This window comes from Breoghania sp. L-A4 (genome assembly GCF_003432385.1).
Taxonomy (GTDB): domain Bacteria; phylum Pseudomonadota; class Alphaproteobacteria; order Rhizobiales; family Stappiaceae; genus Breoghania.
Genome location: NZ_CP031841.1, coordinates 1,335,868 through 1,353,244, shown reverse-complemented (window position 1 = coordinate 1,353,244; position 17,377 = coordinate 1,335,868). Strand labels below are relative to the sequence as shown.

Annotated in this window: 16 protein-coding genes; 8 read left to right on the top strand and 8 right to left on the bottom strand. The window is 63.2% G+C overall.

The features are described from left to right. Positions 1 to 208 precede the first annotated feature (208 nt). Positions 209 to 1,060 carry a MipA/OmpV family protein gene (locus D1F64_RS06315; RefSeq protein ID WP_117411732.1) on the top strand — a complete coding sequence of 284 codons (852 nt, stop codon included), beginning with the start codon at positions 209 to 211 and terminating at the stop codon, positions 1,058 to 1,060. A gap of 368 nt (positions 1,061 to 1,428) precedes the next feature. Continuing rightward, positions 1,429 to 2,556 (top strand): amidohydrolase family protein, encoded by a 1,128-nt coding sequence (locus tag D1F64_RS06310; RefSeq protein ID WP_117411731.1) that lies wholly within the window; start codon positions 1,429 to 1,431, stop codon positions 2,554 to 2,556. A gap of 661 nt (positions 2,557 to 3,217) precedes the next feature. Here D1F64_RS06310 and D1F64_RS06305 read toward each other — a convergent pair. The 6 genes from D1F64_RS06305 to D1F64_RS06280 form a co-directional block, all read right to left on the bottom strand. Beyond that, positions 3,218 to 3,838, bottom strand: a complete 621-nt coding sequence (locus tag D1F64_RS06305) for a hypothetical protein (RefSeq protein ID WP_162901342.1) — start codon at positions 3,836 to 3,838, stop codon at positions 3,218 to 3,220. Between the two features lie 10 nt (positions 3,839 to 3,848). Further along, positions 3,849 to 4,379, bottom strand: a complete 531-nt coding sequence (locus tag D1F64_RS06300; RefSeq protein ID WP_117411729.1) for a hypothetical protein — start codon at positions 4,377 to 4,379, stop codon at positions 3,849 to 3,851. Between the two features lie 255 nt (positions 4,380 to 4,634). Continuing rightward, the gene (locus D1F64_RS06295; protein WP_117411728.1) at positions 4,635 to 5,042 is read right to left on the bottom strand and encodes a universal stress protein; all 408 of its coding nucleotides are present in this window, start codon (positions 5,040 to 5,042) and stop codon (positions 4,635 to 4,637) included. 351 nt (positions 5,043 to 5,393) lie between these two features. Further along, complete coding sequence (locus D1F64_RS06290; RefSeq protein ID WP_162901341.1) at positions 5,394 to 6,590, bottom strand: asparaginase domain-containing protein; 1,197 nt, start codon at positions 6,588 to 6,590, stop codon at positions 5,394 to 5,396. Between the two features lie 139 nt (positions 6,591 to 6,729). Continuing rightward, positions 6,730 to 7,449 (bottom strand): spermidine synthase, encoded by a 720-nt coding sequence (locus D1F64_RS06285; protein WP_117411726.1) that lies wholly within the window; start codon positions 7,447 to 7,449, stop codon positions 6,730 to 6,732. A 151-nt stretch (positions 7,450 to 7,600) separates the two neighbouring features. Then, a complete protein-coding gene (locus tag D1F64_RS06280; RefSeq protein WP_117411725.1) occupies positions 7,601 to 8,203 on the bottom strand; it encodes an NAD(P)H-dependent oxidoreductase in 603 nt (200 codons plus the stop codon). Positions 8,204 to 8,518: 315 nt separating this feature from the next. On the opposite strand from D1F64_RS06280, the gene D1F64_RS06275 reads away from it, so the two are divergent. The 4 genes from D1F64_RS06275 to D1F64_RS06260 all read left to right on the top strand — a co-directional run bounded on the left by D1F64_RS06275 (position 8,519) and on the right by D1F64_RS06260 (position 14,486). Further along, the gene (locus D1F64_RS06275; RefSeq protein ID WP_117411724.1) at positions 8,519 to 9,481 is read left to right on the top strand and encodes a LysR family transcriptional regulator; all 963 of its coding nucleotides are present in this window, start codon (positions 8,519 to 8,521) and stop codon (positions 9,479 to 9,481) included. 1,099 nt (positions 9,482 to 10,580) lie between these two features. Next, positions 10,581 to 12,923: a xanthine dehydrogenase family protein molybdopterin-binding subunit gene (locus D1F64_RS06270; RefSeq protein ID WP_248304642.1), complete on the top strand. Its 2,343-nt coding sequence runs from the start codon at positions 10,581 to 10,583 to the stop codon at positions 12,921 to 12,923. Between the two features lie 25 nt (positions 12,924 to 12,948). Further along, complete coding sequence (locus D1F64_RS06265) at positions 12,949 to 13,857, top strand: 2-dehydro-3-deoxygalactonokinase (RefSeq protein ID WP_117411723.1); 909 nt, start codon at positions 12,949 to 12,951, stop codon at positions 13,855 to 13,857. Continuing rightward, positions 13,854 to 14,486 carry a 2-dehydro-3-deoxy-6-phosphogalactonate aldolase gene (locus D1F64_RS06260; RefSeq protein ID WP_117411722.1) on the top strand — a complete coding sequence of 211 codons (633 nt, stop codon included), beginning with the start codon at positions 13,854 to 13,856 and terminating at the stop codon, positions 14,484 to 14,486. The genes D1F64_RS06265 and D1F64_RS06260 overlap by 4 nt, the downstream gene beginning before the upstream one ends. Positions 14,487 to 14,496: 10 nt before the next feature. Here D1F64_RS06260 and D1F64_RS06255 read toward each other — a convergent pair whose 3' ends face one another. Further along, positions 14,497 to 15,087 carry a hypothetical protein gene (locus D1F64_RS06255; RefSeq protein WP_205470672.1) on the bottom strand — a complete coding sequence of 197 codons (591 nt, stop codon included), beginning with the start codon at positions 15,085 to 15,087 and terminating at the stop codon, positions 14,497 to 14,499. A 63-nt stretch (positions 15,088 to 15,150) separates the two neighbouring features. Between D1F64_RS06255 and D1F64_RS06250 the strand changes: the two genes are divergently transcribed. After that, entirely contained in the window at positions 15,151 to 15,699 is a 549-nt protein-coding gene (locus tag D1F64_RS06250; RefSeq protein ID WP_162901340.1) for a Crp/Fnr family transcriptional regulator, read from the top strand. Positions 15,700 to 15,735: 36 nt separating this feature from the next. Here D1F64_RS06250 and D1F64_RS06245 read toward each other — a convergent pair whose 3' ends face one another. Then, the gene (locus D1F64_RS06245) at positions 15,736 to 16,104 is read right to left on the bottom strand and encodes a hypothetical protein (RefSeq protein WP_162901339.1); all 369 of its coding nucleotides are present in this window, start codon (positions 16,102 to 16,104) and stop codon (positions 15,736 to 15,738) included. Positions 16,105 to 16,446: 342 nt separating this feature from the next. Between D1F64_RS06245 and D1F64_RS06240 the strand changes: the two genes are divergently transcribed. Then, positions 16,447 to 17,373, top strand: coding sequence for an alpha/beta fold hydrolase (locus D1F64_RS06240; protein WP_162901338.1), 927 nt, complete (start codon positions 16,447 to 16,449; stop codon positions 17,371 to 17,373). Positions 17,374 to 17,377 lie beyond the last annotated feature (4 nt).

Sequence of the window (17,377 nt, the reverse complement as noted above, 5' to 3'; positions counted from 1 at the left end):
TTTGAATAGCACGGCGGCGCATCTTCTTTGGATGCGGAAATATTAAAATTTGTTTCAGATCCCGCCTCTTTCGGGCCGGCCCGCAACAAAACTTCACACAAGCAAACATTCCGGCGGTCCGCGTCGTGGCACAAGAGAGGCCTCAAAACCGCCTTTTCAGATTTAGCCCTGCGCGGGCAAATGTGTGAAGGCAAGGATCGGAGATTTCATGTTTCGCAAGTCGAAGTCCGCAGCGCGCGGAACAGTTCCCATCGCACTCGTCATGTCGCTCATGCCATCGCTTGTCTACGCCGCCGATGCATCACCGGATTCCGGTCCGGCTGCCGTACCGCGCATGCCCGATCCCCGGCGCTTTGCTTTCCCTGTGCGCCAGAAGCTTCACAACTGGGAGGTCATGATCGGCGCCGGCGTGATGTATCAGCCCAAATATGAGGGAAGCGATGAAATGGAAGTTTCGCCGCTTCCGTTCGTCTCGGCGACCTTCTTCGATCGATTGACGATTGATCCGACCGGCGTCGAGCTGAAGGCCTATGAACGGGGTCCGTTCCGGTTCGATGTGAAGGCCGGCTACGACTTCGGTCGCAAGGAAAAGGATGCAAAAGCTCTGCGCGGGATGGGCGACGTCGATGGCGGCGTGACCGTCGGCGGCAAGACGACGTTCAGCTACGGACCGGCCGAGTTTTTCGTCTCCTTCGACAAGACCATTGGTGGCAGCGACGGGCTCCTGGGCACGGTCGGTGCCGAATTCACGCAACCGGTCAATGAAAAGCTGATGCTTGGCGCGGGCGCCTCCGCGACCTTCGCCGACAAGAACTACATGGAATCCTATTTTGGCGTCACCGCGGCTCAGGCCGCACGATCCGGATACAAGGCATACAAACCGGATTCGGGCGTGAAAAGCATCGATCTCTCGGTGTCCGCGACCTACATGTTCAATGAAAACTGGATGGTCCGCGCTGAACAGGAAGTCGGATTTCTGGTGGGGGACGCCGCGGACAGCCCTCTCGTGAAGCAAAAGGTCCAGCCGAAGTCCATGCTGGTTCTGGGCTATCGCTTCTAGGAACAGGGTTGGTCGAGAGCGTCCTGTTCAGGCATGAGCACGCGTAGCGCTCAGCCCGCCAAATCAGCAGCGACGCACACCCTTCACGCAAACGTGGAGCACGAAACGGCAAGTGCCGCCGGCAACGTTGGAGTCAGCGTCAACAGCGGAAAGGTGGCGCCCTGGCACAGACGTCTCTGCTTGCCTGAATGAACATGAGCCAGATCTTGCAGACACCATTCTGCCGATAGAGGCATCGCCCGGGATCTACGCCGTCGTAGCGGTACTTGCGGAAGGACCCACTCGGCCTCTCGGGCTCGAATTGAAGTCTCCGCCAAGCGAAATCCGCACCCATACTGCGCAACACCAACATCGGAGCAGAAACTGATATGAAGCCAATCGCGAAACCCCTGAAGCACCTTGGAATAGGACGCCGCAACTTTCTAAGCGGCGCGGCCGCGCTCGGTGTTGGTGCCGGATTGTCCGCGCCTGCCATTATCTCCAAGGCCGCGGCGACAGAGATCTCGGACATCTCGTTGCGGGACCAGGACCTGCCGTTTATCGGCACGGAAGAGACCTTTTCCACCCACGAGTTGATGGTGCTGAACGACAGGCTGTTCCTCGAGGATACTGGTCTTGCCGAACTCGGCCCGCGCCGCATCGGCGCAATGGATGAGGCGGGGATCAACGTTCAAATCCTCTCCGCCCATACGCCAGGTGTGCAGAATGTCCCAGGTCAGGAGGGCATCGACTTTGCGTATCGTCTCAACAAATTGCTTGTCGATGGACCGATGGCCACCTATCCGGGGCGGTTCCAGGCATTTGCAACCTTGCCGTTGCAGAATCCGGAGGCCTCAGCGGACGAACTGGAGCGCGCAGTTCGGGAAGATGGTTTCCTGGGAGCCCTGACCAATGGAATCATCGGGAAGAAATTTCTCGATCATCCCGATTTTGAGCCCGTGCTCGCGCGTGCCGAAGCCCTTGATGTGCCGATATACATCCATCCCGGCATCCCGCCTGACGACGTTTTCCAGATCTACTACAGCAATATGCGGCCGGAATATCAGACGGAGTTCCAGGACCAGGTTCTTAGCATCGTGGCATATGGATGGCACCAGGAAGTCGTTACTCAATGCCTTCGAATGATCACGTCCGGGGTATTCGACAGGTTTCCCAAACTGCAGATCATTATCGGCCACATGGGAGAGGGCCTTCCGTTCTTCTACAAACGTATCGTGGAAAAGATGAGCGAAGTGACCGAAAACAGCTTGGACAAGCCGTTCGAGCAGTATTTCCATGACAATTTCTGGTTCACAACCAGCGCATTCTTCCAGGATGAACTGCTCGATCTCTTGCTGAAGTACATCAGTGTAGATCGGGTGATGTTTGCAACCGACTACCCGTTTGTGAACATGAAGGAAGGAACCGACTGGTTTCGGGCCGTGGATCTGCCACGCGAGGCCAAGGAAAAAATCGCGTTCCGAAATGCCGAAAAACTGTTCGGCATAAAGGTCTGATGCATCCGCACCGGATCGAATGATGCCGATCTGGTTTTCTTGTCGGCGCGGACACAACCGGAGATCACTTTGGCTGTATCTTGAGGGTACAGCCAAAGGACACCAGATCAGAGGCGGGCACAGGCGCGTTCAATGCTGCGAAATGCCGCTGCCGGGCGAGCTTGCAGGCCGCATCGCGCGGCTCCGACTTCCTTGATGGCAATGCTCGTCCCATGGCCGAGGCCTCCTTTCCCAAATTGGCGTGGAAGGAAGGTTGAGTGGACAGATTGAAGGATGACCGGGGAAGGATGGCCGGGCGTCACCGCCGGCGCATTCACCGACCGGAATTTTCCCGAACCACGTCTCCCTCCATGAGCACCGCAAGCATTCCCGGGTCGTGATCCCGGGCAAAGCCGTCGAGCATTCCCCAGATCGCCAGAAGCCGGCATCGCGGCACTGAAGAGACCAGGCAACCAGGCGCCGCGCACAGCGCATAGGATGCCCTCTGGTGCGCTGCCGTTTTCAAGCACACGATGATTGATGGTTTCGGGCCTTTGCGGACCTTGCTGCGCAGTGCAACGATTGACTACTTCGAGCCCGAAGCCGACATTTCATCCGATTGTAGTGAAATAATGAAGGCAGGCCACCGCTTCATTGGACCACCCGGATTCTGGCTAAAAGATCAGGCGGCTGTCAAGCTGCCAAAGGCGAACTCCAGCGCAGATTTCCACTCCTTACCGTAGTCGAAAATCGCCTTCTGGGCTGCCAAATCCCATGGTTTCAGCCCCAAGAGATTGCGGCAGCGCGCGGCGGCATAGTGAAAATGCGAGGATTCGATTTTCACTCGCCGCTGAATCTCTCCGACAACGTGTTCTTCTTTCCAACGAGCCACCATAAAGCGCGCTTTCGCTATGATCGGTTGAAACTGCCAGTCTTCTTCCATGGTTGAGAGTTTGGCCAGTGCCTTCAAATCATCGTCCCAAATATCGTCCATCAATAGGCACTCATATACGGACATACTGTTTTCCAACGCCCAACGGTGGAGCGCTGGAAGTTGGTCGTCATAAGGTTTGCGAAAACGGCTTTCGATCTCGTCATACCGGCGTTTGTATTCTTGATCGACAGAGGACTTGCACCCAATGCCGAAAGATCCGTCAGGCTCTGGGTAGCCGAATTCGGTATTCAAAGCTCTGTGTTTTACGTCACGCTCATGAATCATCCGCCAAGATGTTTCCAAATAAGCGGCCTTGCATTCCGAATATCGCCGAATAAATTCACCCCGGATTTGCGAACGATAGGCCATGCTCCTTACCCTACCTAACTCGCTTACCAACCAAATCATTGACTACTGCATAGTCTTTGATCGCAATCAATCTGCCCGGGCCACCGATCTGGTGATAACCAAAGACCGCTCCATCCAGATTTGTGAGGTCTATCTGTATACCGCCGAATTCGTAGGTGCGACGGTAGCGCTCTTTGATTTTCCATCGGGGTTCTGCAATGTCATGCGCAAATGCACACCGAATTTGATAGCACAGCGCAATACACTGATCGTTTTCGGATCGTATTGGGTTGGGTAAGTCGTACCCTGCCTCGTACCTAGCCCTATCGAGGGTGATTGCCGCCGCGCCAAAGGCAATTGTCAGATTATTTTCGAATGCGAGTATGAAGTCATTTTCGTTGTCAAAAATTCGAGCCGGCAAAACAAAGATTTGGCTCTGATCTTCGCTTTTAAATGTGATTTCGGAGTCCAAGCCTTCACGGTCTATTTTCCCCTCAAGAGCATAGTGATATAGCTTCCACGAAAAGAAAAGCTGCGCAAATGCAGTGGGTAAGTAGTGCATTTTTCACCCCGTCTAGCCAGCGGATCTTGACTAAAGTAGTCGGATTTTACTTGGTTGCCTTGCATTCAACGTCGACCTGTCGCCGAATCATATTCGCGTTTGCCATGGTATAGCCATGCCGTAGTCTCCGAACGTGGGACACTATGCGCTTGAGCTGAGGCAGCTTGGTTCGCACAGCAGACCTTGGCTTGGACTGCAGCATCCGTCCGCTCCCCGCCCGAAGCGGAAGTTGCTTCGGGCAATCGAATGTTCAATTCAGCGGATAATGTGCACCGCACATCGGGCATGGCGCACCACTCTGGCGGCGGTTGAGCCGAGGAAGAAGTCCTCGAGTCCCGGCCTGTGCGAGGCCATTATGATGCAGTCGATTGCGTTCTCATTGGCATACTCGACGATCGAGCGTCCCGCATGCCCGGACATGAGGCACGTCGACGCTCCAGGCAATGCAGCGGCGGACTGTTTCAAGGCCTTCTCAGCCTCACTGCGCGACTTGGCCAAAAGATCACTGGGTATTTGGGATGCGACAAAGCCTGGTACCGCCTCCATTACGTGCAGTACGGTGAAGTTTGCGTCCTCGTCCGCCAGGGCACGCGCCACAAGATAAGATGCTTGTGTATCGTGAAGCTCATCGATGAGAATTGGGATGAGGATGTTTTTATACATGGCTTTGTCTCCCTCTGATAAGTCTAAAGCGATGGTCGGAGCCCTGAACAACCGTATTTTCGACCATGCCCTTTAAACTCCTTTCAAATTATTTCGGGATTATCACACATACTGGCGCAATTTTTTTTGACTTGGCTCAAAACGTCGTCTCACACCTTCGCCAAATTCATATGCCCTGACCCAAGGTCAGCGTCTCATCGTGAGAGCGCATGAAGAGTCTGAATTTGGTGCCCTTGAGACGATCCGCTTTGTCCGCAGAGCTGCCGTTTGTTCATTCCGCCGCGAACGCCCACTTCCCGCCCCCATCCGCCGCCAACCGCGGGGCGTCGGTACCTGGCGATCGCTACTTCCCTACCTGATCTCCCCCGCGATCGGCTTGCCCATCAGGGTCTCGATGTCGCCTTGCGTCCAGTTGCGGCCGTCGGCATCGCGCAAGGCGAGCAGGACCAGCAGCTTGGCCTGGGCACACGGCACGGTCATGTCGCGCGGGGAGATGGCGCCGGCGTCCGCCAGCCAGGTGCCGGCGGCGTAGGTGCCGGCGGTGACGCGGCCGGCGGTCACCTGGGTGCCGGCGAGCAGCACGGCGCCGGCCTCATGCGCGCGTTCGAGCGCGCGGAACACCGCGCCCGCGCGCGGATCGTCCGGCCGGTCGGTGGGAAGATTGCCGCTGCCGTAGCCCAGCAGCAGCAGCCCGCCCAGCCGGGGGCTTTCGGCCAGCGCCTCGAGCATGGCGGCCAGAGGCCCGGCGGCGCTTGCGGGGGACGCCGGCACCACGGCCACGTCGCGCGCATCGATGGTCTTGGCCGCATGCGCCAGTTGCGCCTGCGCGCGGGCGAGCGCATCGCCGGACACCGGGCCGCCTGATGCCGGGCCGCCAGACGCCAGGCCGCCACCGGGCGCCGCGCTCAGGGTCTCGAGCCGGATGCCCAGGCGCGCCAGCGGCGGCGCGTTGGGGCTGGAAAACGCGTTGAAATCCGCGGTGCTGGTCTTCAGCGCGCGGTTGCCCTGATACAGCGTGTCGTTGAAATAAAGCCCCACCCCGGCGATGCCCGCCCGCGCGCAGGCGACGGCGCCCAGCAGGTTGCGCAGGGCGTCGGTGTTGGCGACCACCGAATGGCCGCCGTCATCGCGGTGAAACAGCGGCCGTTGCGCGCCGGTCAGGATCACCGGCTTGTCGAGCGGCGCCTCGGGCGCGCCGTTGGCGTCCACACCGGTGAGCAGGAACGACAGCGCCGAAGCCGTCCAGGCCATGGTGTCGGTTCCGTGCAGCACGATGAAGGCGTCGTGCTCCGAAAATATCGCCTCCCCGGGCGCGCCGAGAATGTGGCGCGCGATCACCGTCCAGTCGGCGGGCTGCAGGTTGGAGCTGTCGAGCGCCGGCGTCAGCCAGGCGAGGCTGAGGACCGCGTCGGGATGGGCCTGCGCGATGGCGGGCGCGATCAGCGCCTCAAACGCGTCGCGAAACTCCGGCCCGGACATCGGCGCCAGAGGACGGCCGACACAGCCGATGGTGCCGCCGGTGTAGAGAATGCGGATTCGGAACGCCATTTCGTCTCCCGGGTCCTGCTGCGCGCTGGGCGTCAAATCCGTTTCGAATTCCATTCAAATCCATCTCGAATTCGACTCTAGAAACCGTCAAATAACTCTCAAAAAGCGCGAAAATAGTCTGACAGGTTGCTCACGGTGCTCAGGCGCGCTTGCGCGCCAGATAGACCGTCTGGGTCTCGGTCACGTCGCGTAGCGGATTGTCAAACGTGACGGGTTCCGCGCGCACATCGTCGAACACCTCCGCCAATACGGATGTGAAGCGTGCGTCCGCCGCATCGTTCGACCACAGGCCGAAGATCCCGCCGGGCTTCAAGTGTCTGGAAAAGCGTTGCAATCCCTCGCGGCCATAGAATGCGGCGTTGGCGGAATCGAGCCAGAAATCCGGCGCATGGTCGATGTCCACCAGCACCGCGTCGAACGTCCGGCCGGGGGCTTGCGGGTCAAGACCTTCGCTTGAGGCCGCCAGCGAGAAGAAATCGCCATGGATGAACCGGCAGCGCGGATCATTGGTCAGTTCCGGCCCGAGCGGCACAAGGCCCTCGCGATGCCAGTCGATCACCGCCTCCAGCGCGTCGATGACGACGAGCGAGGCGACAGACGCATGCGCCAGAACCGCCTGCGCCGTATAGCCCAGGCCGAGACCGCCTACGGCCACGTCAAGTCCCTGATGATCAAGCTGTTTCAGGCCCAGATCGGCGAGCGCGATCTCCGAGGCCGTGAACAGGCTCGACATCAGGTGCTCCTCGCCGAGCTTGATCTCGAACACGTCCACATCCAGGCGCAGCTCGCGCCGGCGGCGCAGGATCAGCGCGCCGATCGGCGTCGGGCGGTAGTCCAGTTCCTCAAACAATGCGCTCACGCTCGGCTCCCGGTTGCGGCCGGCCTCGCGCGACCGGCCGTCCCTTGATAGGGGCCGCACCGCATCAAGCGCAACGCAAAAAGGGAGCGGTTTCCCGCCCCTTCAATATTCGATCGTGTTCGGAAAGCCCCGCCTCAGGTGCGGTGCGTCCTTACGCGGCGATCGCGTCGAGCTGCGCGCGGGCGGAGGCCAGCGCGGCGGCCTTCGCGTCATCGCCAAACGCCAGCTTCTCGGCGCGCACGAAGGTCACGTCCGAAATACCCATGAAGCCGAGCATGTTGCGCAGATGCGGCTCCTGGCTGTCCATCGCCATCGCCGGGCCTTCGCTGTACAGCCCGCCGCGCGTCTCGATGACCACGGCGCGCTTGCCGGTCAGCAGGCCCTTGGGGCCGGCCTCGGAATACTGGAATGCGATGCCCGGGCGCAGCACGTAGTCAAACCAGGCCTTGAGCTGCGAGGGGATGCCGAAATTGTACATCGGCGCGCCGATCACCAGCGTGTCTGCGGCCAGCAGCTCGGCCACCAGCGCATCCGACAGCGCCAGCGCGTCTTCCTGCGCCGCATTCGCCGTCACGCCGCCGCGAATGGCGGCCACCGCGTCCTGGGAGAGGTGGGGCACGGGCTCGGCGCCGAGATCGCGCAGGGTCACGTCGGCGCTGGCGCCGCTGAGCCGGGTGATGGCGTCATTCACCAGCTCGCGGGAGACCGACGTGTCGCCTGACACGGAGCTGTTGAGCACGAGAACGTTCGTCATTTGAAGCACCTTGACCTTGGGAGAGGTTCTGTTGAAATCCTGAGCCTCAAACTAGTGGTTCAAAATGCGCATCAATAGCCCTATGTTCAGCACTACATTGTTGACTTAAAGGGAACAGCCAGAGCGATTCCTCAGACTTCTGACAAAGCCGTTGAACTCTCGTTCGTCATGCTCGGGCTTGTCCCGGGCATCCATAAGCCATTGAAAAGAATGGATCCTCGGCACAAGGCCGAGTATGACGAAGATCGCGGAGGCGGTTTGTCATCAAGCTCAGGAATGGCGCGAGCAGTTCCTTGTTATAGGGAACCACTCCAGATGTCCGACCTCATCGACATCCGCAGCCTCATCGTGGTGCTGGAGACCGGCGGCTTCAGCCGCGCCGCCGCCCAGCTCGGCGTCTCGAAATCCATCATCAGCCGGCGCATCGCGCGGCTGGAGGAGGATCTGGGAACCCGGCTCTTGAGCCGCACCACCCGCGGCATCTCGGCCACCGACGCAGGGCTGGAATTCAAGGCGCGCGGCGAGCGTATTCTGGCCGATCTTCAGGAGGCGCGCGACGCGGTGCAGCAGCGCGGCGACGGACTGTCCGGACGGCTGCGCCTGTCCGCGCCGCTGTCGTTCGGCGTGCGCTACATGGCGCCGCTGCTGGCCGAACTCGCGCAGCGCCACCCGCGGCTGGAAATCGACGCCGCCTATTCCGACCGTATCACCGACATCGTCGGCGACGGATTCGACGTGGCGCTGCGCATCGGCCGGCTGAAGGATTCAAGCCTCGTCGCGCGGCGCATCGCGCCGGTCTATACCGCGGTCGTCGCCAGCCCCGCCTATCTGGAAGCGCACGGCACGCCACAGCAGCCCGACGACATCAACCGCCACGAGTGCCTGATCTACTCCGGCGCGACGGTCGCCGAGTGGCGCTTCAAGGCGGGCCGCAAATGGGTGTCCGTCCATCCGCAGGGCCGGTTGCGCGCCGACAGCGGCGAGGCGATCCTGCGCTGGGCCACCGACGGTCTCGGCCTCGCCGCGCTGCCCACCTTCCTGTGCTCCGACGCAATTCATTCCGGCAGCCTCGTACCGGTGCTCACCGACTATCCGCTGCCCGAGGCAGCCCTGCACGCGGTGCGCCCGCCCGGAGTGCATGTGCCGCGCAAGGTGCGCATGCTGATCGACGCCGCCGTCGACCGCTTCGCCGAGGACCACACCTGGGACCCCTGCCGCCTGGCGGTCTGCCGCGCCAACGCCGCAACCGGGAACGCGGAGAAGGAGGCGGCGGAATAGTCCCGCGCACGCCTTCGCCGCCCGGCGGCCGCGCTGTATCGAGGTCGGTACCGGCGTCGCCATGAAAGGCGCCCTTGCCGGCACAAGCACGCCTATGTCCGCGACGATGACCGGAACAATAGCACGGCCCAGGGCGACGGGGATTGATCGGCGTGATATTCCACCGTCTGCCGCCCGATCGACCGCCGCCAGAACGGGGATTGTCCTGCACCACCGCCACGCAGTGCCAAGAGATGGCGACACACGCGAAGCCTCGTCGAACCCGCCCCCTCTCCCTCAGGGAGAGGGTTGGGGTGAGGGGATTCGGGTTTTTAGAAATGCGCGGAATCCTGCGCCCTTCACCCGGCGCTGTCGCGCCGACCTCACCCCATGGGAGAGGTGACGTGCCGCCGGTCTCCGGGCCCACACATGTCTTCACGTAGACACTGCGACGCGCACCACACCCACGGCCGTCATCCCGGGTCAGCAAAGCACCATTTCATGCTGCATTGCGTCCAGGGTGACGCAACGCAAGTATCAACAGGACGGCCCAACTGGCACTCGCCGCCTCCACAAACTCTCGACGTCATACCCCGGCGAAGTCCGGGGTATCCACTCTGAGCGCGACAGCCAAAAGGCGGACAGACGATCACCGGACCATCGTCCGTGGCCAATCACATGCGCCTCAACAAGCAGAGGTCAGAGTGGATTGCCCGGACTGACGCCGGGCAATGACGTGCCGATAGAGCGAGGCGCGCAACATACTCCTCATGCCGAGGGCCGGCACAGTCGGCGCCGCCAAGCATGGGCCGCAAGCCCCGCCCCCTCATCCGGCGCGTGCGCGCCACCTTCTCCCCGGCGGGGAGAAGAAATGGCCGTGCCGCCCGATCCTGCGGTAGCCAGATCGCCGGGGACAACGCTCCCCCCACACGAGACAAAAAATTTTCGCGTGCACCCGCCACACCGGGGACAAATCCGGGCGCCGGACCATAGCGCGCTGCCGGGATCGTCCGGGCGGGTGACCGAACCGGCACGCCGGGCGCTGTACGCAATCGATTTCCTTGTTATAAAATCCAAGGCCCTCCGCTTCGCAGCTCTCACAAAAATACAGGTCGACCTGATGCCCATGGGGAATGAAACCGCTCACGCCAAGACGGCCAACGCCGAATGGATCCGGGAAGAAGACAACCGCCTGACGACCGGCGGCGGCCGCTACACCAACGACATCGCGCTCGACAATCAGGCGCATATGGCGATCGTCCGCGCGCCCGTCGCCTCCGCCCGGATCCTCTCCATCGATTGCGCCGAGGCGCTGGCATTGCCCGGCGTGCTGGCGGTGTTCACCGGCAAGGACGCGAAAGCTGCGGGATTCGGCATCATCGAGCCCGCGCCGCGCCACAAGCGGCCGGACGGCGAGACGATGTTCATCACCCGATACGGCGTGCTTGCGGACGAGCGCGTGCGCTTTGTCGGCGACGTGGTGGCCGTCGTGGTGGCCGAGACGGCCGAGCAGGCGGAAGACGCCCGCGAAGCGGTGCTGGTCGACTACGAGGAACTGCCGGCGGTCACCGATATCGCCAAGGCGTTTGCGGACGGTGCGCCGCTGGTCTGGGACGAGGTGCCGGGCAACATCGGCTTCCGCTTCGAGGCGGGCGACGCGGCCGCGACGCAAGCCGGCATCGACGCCGCCGATCACGTGGTGGAGCTGACGTTTCGCATCTCCCGGCTGACCGCCTGCGCCATGGAGCCGCGCGCCGCAATCGGCGAATACGACCCGGCGGCGAACAAATACACGCTCACCCTCGGCACCCAGACGACGCATACGGTGCGCGAATACACCGCCAAGCAACTCGGCGGCATCGACAAGGAAAAGATCCGCGTCGTCACCCACGACGTGGGCGGCTCGTTCGGCATGAAGAACGCGCCGATGCCGGAGTATCCGCTGGTGCTGTGGATGGCGCGGCAGTTGGGCCGGCCCGTGCGCTGGCTGGCCTCGCGCAATGAATCCTTCCTCGGCGATCCGCACGCGCGCGACAATCTCACCACCGCGCGGCTGGGACTCGACAGGAATGGGCGGTTTCTGGCGCTGCAGGTGGAGACGCTGGCCAATCAGGGCGCCTATTTCAACCGCATGACGCCGCAGGCCTCCACCGGCAATATCGGCGGCCTGGCAGGCGTTTACCGCACGCCGGCCGTGCATGCGCTGGTCTACGGCATGCACACCCACACCCAGCCGACCACGCCCTATCGCGGCGCCGGACGACCCGAGGCGACGTTTGCCATCGAGCGGCTGATCGACATCGCGGCCAGTGAGTTGGGCATCGACCGGGCCGACATCCGCCGCCGCAACCTGATCCAGCCGGACCAGATGCCGTTCAAGACTGGCCTCACCTACACCTACGACAGCGGCGACTTTCCCGCGATTCTCGAGGAAACGCTTCAAGCGGCCAACTGGGATGGCTTTGAGGCCCGGCGGAAGGCCAGCGAGGCGCGCGGCCTGCTGCGCGGCATCGGACTGGTCAATCCGATCGAGATCGCCGGCGGCCCCTTCGGCAAGCCGTTCGCGGAATTCGCGGAAATCCGCTTCGACAAGAGCGGAAACGCCAAACTGCTGATGGGCGGCCAGGACTGCGGCCAGGGCTTTTCCACCACCTTCCGGCGCATGACCAAACAGATGCTGGGGCTGGCCGACGACCGGCTTTCCGTCGTTACCGGCGACACCGATCAGGTGAAGGACGGCGTCGGCACCTTTGGCTCGCGCACCATGTGCACCGGCGGCACGGCGCTCTACCGCGCGGCCGAAGAGGTCAAGCGCAAGGCACTGGAGCTGGCCAGCGAGGAACTGGAGGCCAGCATCGAGGATATCGTCTTCGACAACGGCACCTTCCGGGTGACCGGCACGGACGCCGCCATCCATCTGCACGATCTCGCGGCAAGGGCGCCCGACCGGCTGACCTCGGAGGTCAAGGAAGCGCCTGAAAACGCAACATTTCCCAACGGCTGCCACATCTGCGAGGTGGAGATCGATCCCGAGACCGGCCAGACGGATCTCGTCTCCTATGTGGTCACCGACGACGTGGGCACCGTGGTCAACCCGATGCTGGTCAAGGGCCAGATCCACGGCGGGGTGGCGCAGGGATACGGCCAGGCGGTGGGCGAGGCCATCGTCTATGACGCGGACAGCGGCCAGCTCGTGACCGGCTCCTTCATGGACTACCGCATGCCGCGCAGCAATGACCTGCCGTCGATCGAGGTCATCAGCCATCCGGTACCCACGGCCACCAACCCGCTCGGCGTCAAGGGCGCGGGCGAGGCCGGCACCGTGGGCGCGCTGCCGTGCGTGATCAACGCCATCGTCGACGCGCTCAAGCCCTGCGGCATCCGCCACATCGAGATGCCGGCGACACCGGAGAAGATCTGGCAGGCGATCCGCGACGCCACGGCCGGAGGGAACGCCCGATGACCGGCGAAGCCTGGGAGAAAAAGCCATGAGCGCCATCATCACCGTGGACTGGGGGACGACCCGGTTTCGCGCCGCGCGGCTCGATGCCTCGGGGGCGGTGCTCGAGGCGATCGAGGATCCGCGCGGCGGCATCCTGCAGATGACCGGCGAGGCCACCGGCTTCGAGCGCTATCTCGCCGACAAGCTCGGCCCCTGGCTGGGCGATGCGCCCGTGCTGATGGCCGGGATGATCGGCTCCAGGCAGGGCTGGATCGAGACGCCCTACGTGGAGGCGCCCGCAAGCCTTTCCGCCATCGCCGGAAAACTGCAACGCGTTCCCTTTGCCGCGGCACCCGCCTTCGTGGTGCCGGGGGTCGTCTGCCGCGCCGCCTCCGGCGCGCTTGATGTGATGCGCGGCGAGGAAACCCAGATCCTGGGCGCCATGGCGCTCGAAAGCATCGAGCAAGGATTGATCGTCCTGCCGGGAACGCACAGCAAATGGACGCGGGTTGAAAACGGGCAGATCACCGGATTCGCCACATCGATGACCGGCGAGCTGTTCGACCTTCTCGGTACCCACGGGCTCCTGGCGCGCACCATGACGCCCGGAGCCTTCGACGGGACGAGCTTTCTCGCCGGCGTCGAACGGGCGCGCGCGCCCGGCGGCCTGTCGCATCTTCTGTTCGGCGTGCGCACCGAGGGCCTGCTCAACGGGCTTTCGGGCGAAGGCCAGCACAATTTCCTGTCGGGGCTGCTGATCGGAGCGGAAATCGCCGGCATGCGGTCGCTCGACCCGGACGCGGGCGCCGCGTATGTAATCGCCAGCAGCGAACTGGCGAAACGCTACGGTCTGGCACTGACACATTTTGACATCACCGCCACGATACTGTCCGGCGAGACCTGCGCCCACGCGGGCCTTCTGGCCTTGGCGCAACACGCGGAGCTTCTGTCATGAGCACTCTTGAAAACACATTCGCCCACCACCTTGCGGCCACGCCCGTGGTCGCGATTCTGCGCGGCCTGCAACCCGCTGATGCCGGCGCCGTCGGACGGGCGCTGATCGACGCAGGCATCCGCCTCATCGAGGTGCCGCTGAACCGGCCGCATGCGCACAAGGCGCTCGCCACGCTGATCGACGCGGTGGGCTCGGACGCCATGGTCGGCGCGGGCACGGTGCTTGATGTCGGCGAGGTCAACGTCGTCAACGACCTGGGCGGGCGGTTCATCGTCTCCCCGGACACCAACGAGAGCGTGATCGCGGAAACCAAGCATCGGGGTCTCATCTCGCTGCCGGGCTTCTTCACCGCCTCAGAAGCCTTTCGCGCGATCCGCGCGGGCGCCGATGCGCTGAAACTGTTTCCCGGCGACATCGCGGGCGCCGCGGGCGTCAAGGCGCTGAAGGCGGTGCTGCCCGACGACGTGCCGCTGCTGGTGGTGGGCGGGGTCTCGGCAGCCAACGCCGCGACCTTCAAGACCGCCGGCGCCAGCGGCTACGGCATCGGCTCGGCGCTGTTCAAGCCCGGCTGGACGGCCGGGCAGGTGTCCGAGGCGGCGACGGCATTCGTTGCCGCGATCCGCGGCTGAGCCAAAGCCGCTAGTGATGCGGAGCGTTGCCCGATGCGATCGCCAGATGGTGCTGCTGGTGGTGCATGCCCTGCGCCATGACGCCGATGAAGCCCAGCGCCCGGATCTTCTCGCCGTCCGCATCCGTGTCGCCAACAACGCTCAGAGCCGCGCCGGCAGGTGTTTCGATTGCTTCGAAGCGCCAGGGACCGCGTCCGGCCATCGTCGCGGCATGGGCGGTGACCATGCGGCGGATCGCGTCGCCCGTGCGCCCCTCGCCGCGCACCGTGAAGCGCGTGCCATGGGGGACGGGGTCGACGGAAACCTGAGCATTCAGCGTGACCTCGTTCATGTCGATCAGGTGCCGTCGCAGGGCCTCGATGTCGACCGAAGACCAGTCAGTCTCGGAGTCGGCTTCCAGCAGCGCGACGATTTCCTGGATGGCCGCGAAGGCCCCCTGCCCCGGCTCCAATGGCGCGGGCGCGGCGGTCTGTTCGGACTGAGCCATATGCACGGCGTGGTCCATCGCGCCGTCATGGCGCGGCATCAACGGCGCGGTCTGCCCGGCAAAGGCAGGCGAGACGGAAAGCGCGAACAACACCGGTACGGCGAAACGGATCATCGGAAACCTCGGGCGGTTGGGACATCACACCACAATGATTGCCATGGGGATGCCGGATCGCACATGATAGCGATCATGTTGCATCCCCTGTTCGAACAGCTTTCCGACCTGACCAGCCACGAGCAGGCGCTCGCGGCGGGCGAGACGCTGTTTCGCCTCTCCGATCCTGTCGCGGCGCTCTATCTCGTCGTCACCGGAACGCTGCGTCTCGTGCGTCACCAACCGAACGGCTTGGAGCTGACGCTGCAGCGCGCGGACCCCGGTGGCATTCTGGCGGAGGCCTCCGTATTTTCCGATCGCTATCATTGCGATGCGATCGCCGCGACGCCGGCCATGGTGCGGGCGGTGCCGCGCGCCCGGCTGAAGGCTGCCATGGCGCAGAGGCCGGAGCTGGCGGAAGCCTGGACCCGGCATCTGGCGCACGAGGTGCAGAAGGCCCGGGCTCTGGCCGAGATCCTGTCGCTGAAGACGGTGCGCGAGCGCGTCGACGCGTGGCTGCTGCTCAGCGGAGACGGATTGCCGCCAAGGGGCGAACAACGCGGCTTCGCGGCGCACATCGGCGTCAGCCCGGAAGCGCTGTACCGCGAACTGGCGCGCCGCCGCGCCGGCTGACGGCGCACGCTTTTAGGATGGATCCGGACGCATGTCTCAGTTGGGCAGCGTGTAGCACTGCTCGGTGACGCAGCGGTTGAACCCGACCGCGCCGCACTCCGCGTGGCAAGCTCTGAAAATCTCGCCGCAGCTGCCGTCGTCACCACCGTTGGCGACGCATTGGTCGAACTGATCGCTGCATGAGCGCTCGCAGAGATCGCGGTTGGCGACGCAGCGCATGATGCACTCGTCGCGGGTTTCGGCGAGGATGATCCGTCCCGGCGGCGCGACCCAGAACGTCCCGCCGGCGCCGGCCGCATCGCCGGAGATGACGATCGCCGCCAGCGTCACGGCGAGAACCATCAGGACCCGCGTGCGCCAGTGCCCGCTCGGCTTGTGATGAAGATGCGTTTGATTGCCATACATAGCGCCCTCCCGGCTCGCTTTGCACGGCGCATTCTACCGCAAAGCGCGCGCATTGACACGCGCTCACGCGAGTCCCGCCGCCGTGATCAGTTCGCGCGTATAGGCCTCGCGCGGGTGCTGGAAGATGGCGTCGGGCGTGCCCTGTTTCGCCTGTTTGATCGCGTCACGGTGCATTGTTTCGTGCGCTGGCAAGGCGGCGCTGGTGCGGCAGGAACATCTTGGAGTCCTTGCCCGCGTCCATGCCACTCCAAGCGGCAAAGCAAAAACGACAGAGAGAAACCAACCGCCCAACCGCTTCCGCTACAATGGGCGAAAGTCCGTTCCGTCGACGAGAGGCCTGACTTGTCCGTTTGGTTTCATAAAATCCGTCTCGGCAGTTTGGTATTTGCGTTGGTTTCGCTCCAAGGCACCTTGACGGTGTCTGCACAAGAAGACCAGAAGCGCTCCGACGAGCAGACCGTGTCTTTCCTGGTGGACGACCAGGAGGTCGTTGGCACGCTGACCATTCCGCGCCACATTTCGCGGCCGCCCGTGGTGCTGATCCTGCCTGGGACGAGCGGTGATCGTGACGGCTCCCGCATCCACGGTGACGGCAGAGGCCTGTTCACACGCACGGCGCAACTCTGGGCGGAAGCCGGCATGGCCAGCCTCAGGATCAGTCCGCGCGGACGCGGCGGATCGGACGGTGACTTCTCGAACACGAGCTTCGACAGCCGCATTGCTGAGGCCGAGGCGGCGATCGGCTGGCTCTCGGCGCGCACGGATCTCGACCGTGACAGCCTTGCGGTGCTCGGCCATAGCCAAGGCACGATTATCGCCGCCCGACTGGCGCGGCGGTTTGAGGACCGGATCAAGTCCGTCGTGTTGTGGGCGCCGATTGTCGATCCGCTCGCCAGCTACACAAGCAGCATGGGGTCGGCAACGCTTGCGAAAGGCTTGCACGCCGAACGTGGCGAAATCGTTCGCTGGCGCGGCGTTGGCGGAACGATACGGGCTTTCAAATCTGACTTCTTCAAGGGTCTGCTGACGGCCGATCCACTGGACGATATTTCACACTTCCATGGCCGTCTGCTGACGGTCACCGGCCGGCGCGACCGATGGGCACTGACGGCGTCCGCGAAGATCCTTGCGGACCATCATCCCGGCGAACACTCCTTCGCGGAGTTCGACGTGGGCCATCGCATGGGAGCCAAACAAGGCTTGGCGACAGTTGATGAGGTCGCCCAGCACACAGTCGATTGGTTGTTGGCGGCAGAGGGAAACCGGTAGCCCG

What these genes read in the sequence shown, in the direction of transcription:
- D1F64_RS06315 (WP_117411732.1), top strand. Translation starts at nt 209, where the DNA reads ATGTTTCGCAAGTCGAAGTCCGCAGCGCGCGGAACAGTTCCCATCGCA.
- D1F64_RS06310 (WP_117411731.1), top strand. Translation starts at nt 1,429, where the DNA reads ATGAAGCCAATCGCGAAACCCCTGAAGCACCTTGGAATAGGACGCCGC.
- D1F64_RS06305 (WP_162901342.1), bottom strand. Translation starts at nt 3,838, where the DNA reads ATGGCCTATCGTTCGCAAATCCGGGGTGAATTTATTCGGCGATATTCG.
- D1F64_RS06300 (WP_117411729.1), bottom strand. Translation starts at nt 4,379, where the DNA reads ATGCACTACTTACCCACTGCATTTGCGCAGCTTTTCTTTTCGTGGAAG.
- D1F64_RS06295 (WP_117411728.1), bottom strand. Translation starts at nt 5,042, where the DNA reads ATGTATAAAAACATCCTCATCCCAATTCTCATCGATGAGCTTCACGAT.
- D1F64_RS06290 (WP_162901341.1), bottom strand. Translation starts at nt 6,590, where the DNA reads ATGGCGTTCCGAATCCGCATTCTCTACACCGGCGGCACCATCGGCTGT.
- D1F64_RS06280 (WP_117411725.1), bottom strand. Translation starts at nt 8,203, where the DNA reads ATGACGAACGTTCTCGTGCTCAACAGCTCCGTGTCAGGCGACACGTCG.
- D1F64_RS06275 (WP_117411724.1), top strand. Translation starts at nt 8,519, where the DNA reads ATGTCCGACCTCATCGACATCCGCAGCCTCATCGTGGTGCTGGAGACC.
- D1F64_RS06270 (WP_248304642.1), top strand. Translation starts at nt 10,581, where the DNA reads ATGCCCATGGGGAATGAAACCGCTCACGCCAAGACGGCCAACGCCGAA.
- D1F64_RS06265 (WP_117411723.1), top strand. Translation starts at nt 12,949, where the DNA reads ATGAGCGCCATCATCACCGTGGACTGGGGGACGACCCGGTTTCGCGCC.
- D1F64_RS06260 (WP_117411722.1), top strand. Translation starts at nt 13,854, where the DNA reads ATGAGCACTCTTGAAAACACATTCGCCCACCACCTTGCGGCCACGCCC.
- D1F64_RS06255 (WP_205470672.1), bottom strand. Translation starts at nt 15,087, where the DNA reads ATGATCCGTTTCGCCGTACCGGTGTTGTTCGCGCTTTCCGTCTCGCCT.
- D1F64_RS06250 (WP_162901340.1), top strand. Translation starts at nt 15,151, where the DNA reads ATGATAGCGATCATGTTGCATCCCCTGTTCGAACAGCTTTCCGACCTG.
- D1F64_RS06245 (WP_162901339.1), bottom strand. Translation starts at nt 16,104, where the DNA reads ATGTATGGCAATCAAACGCATCTTCATCACAAGCCGAGCGGGCACTGG.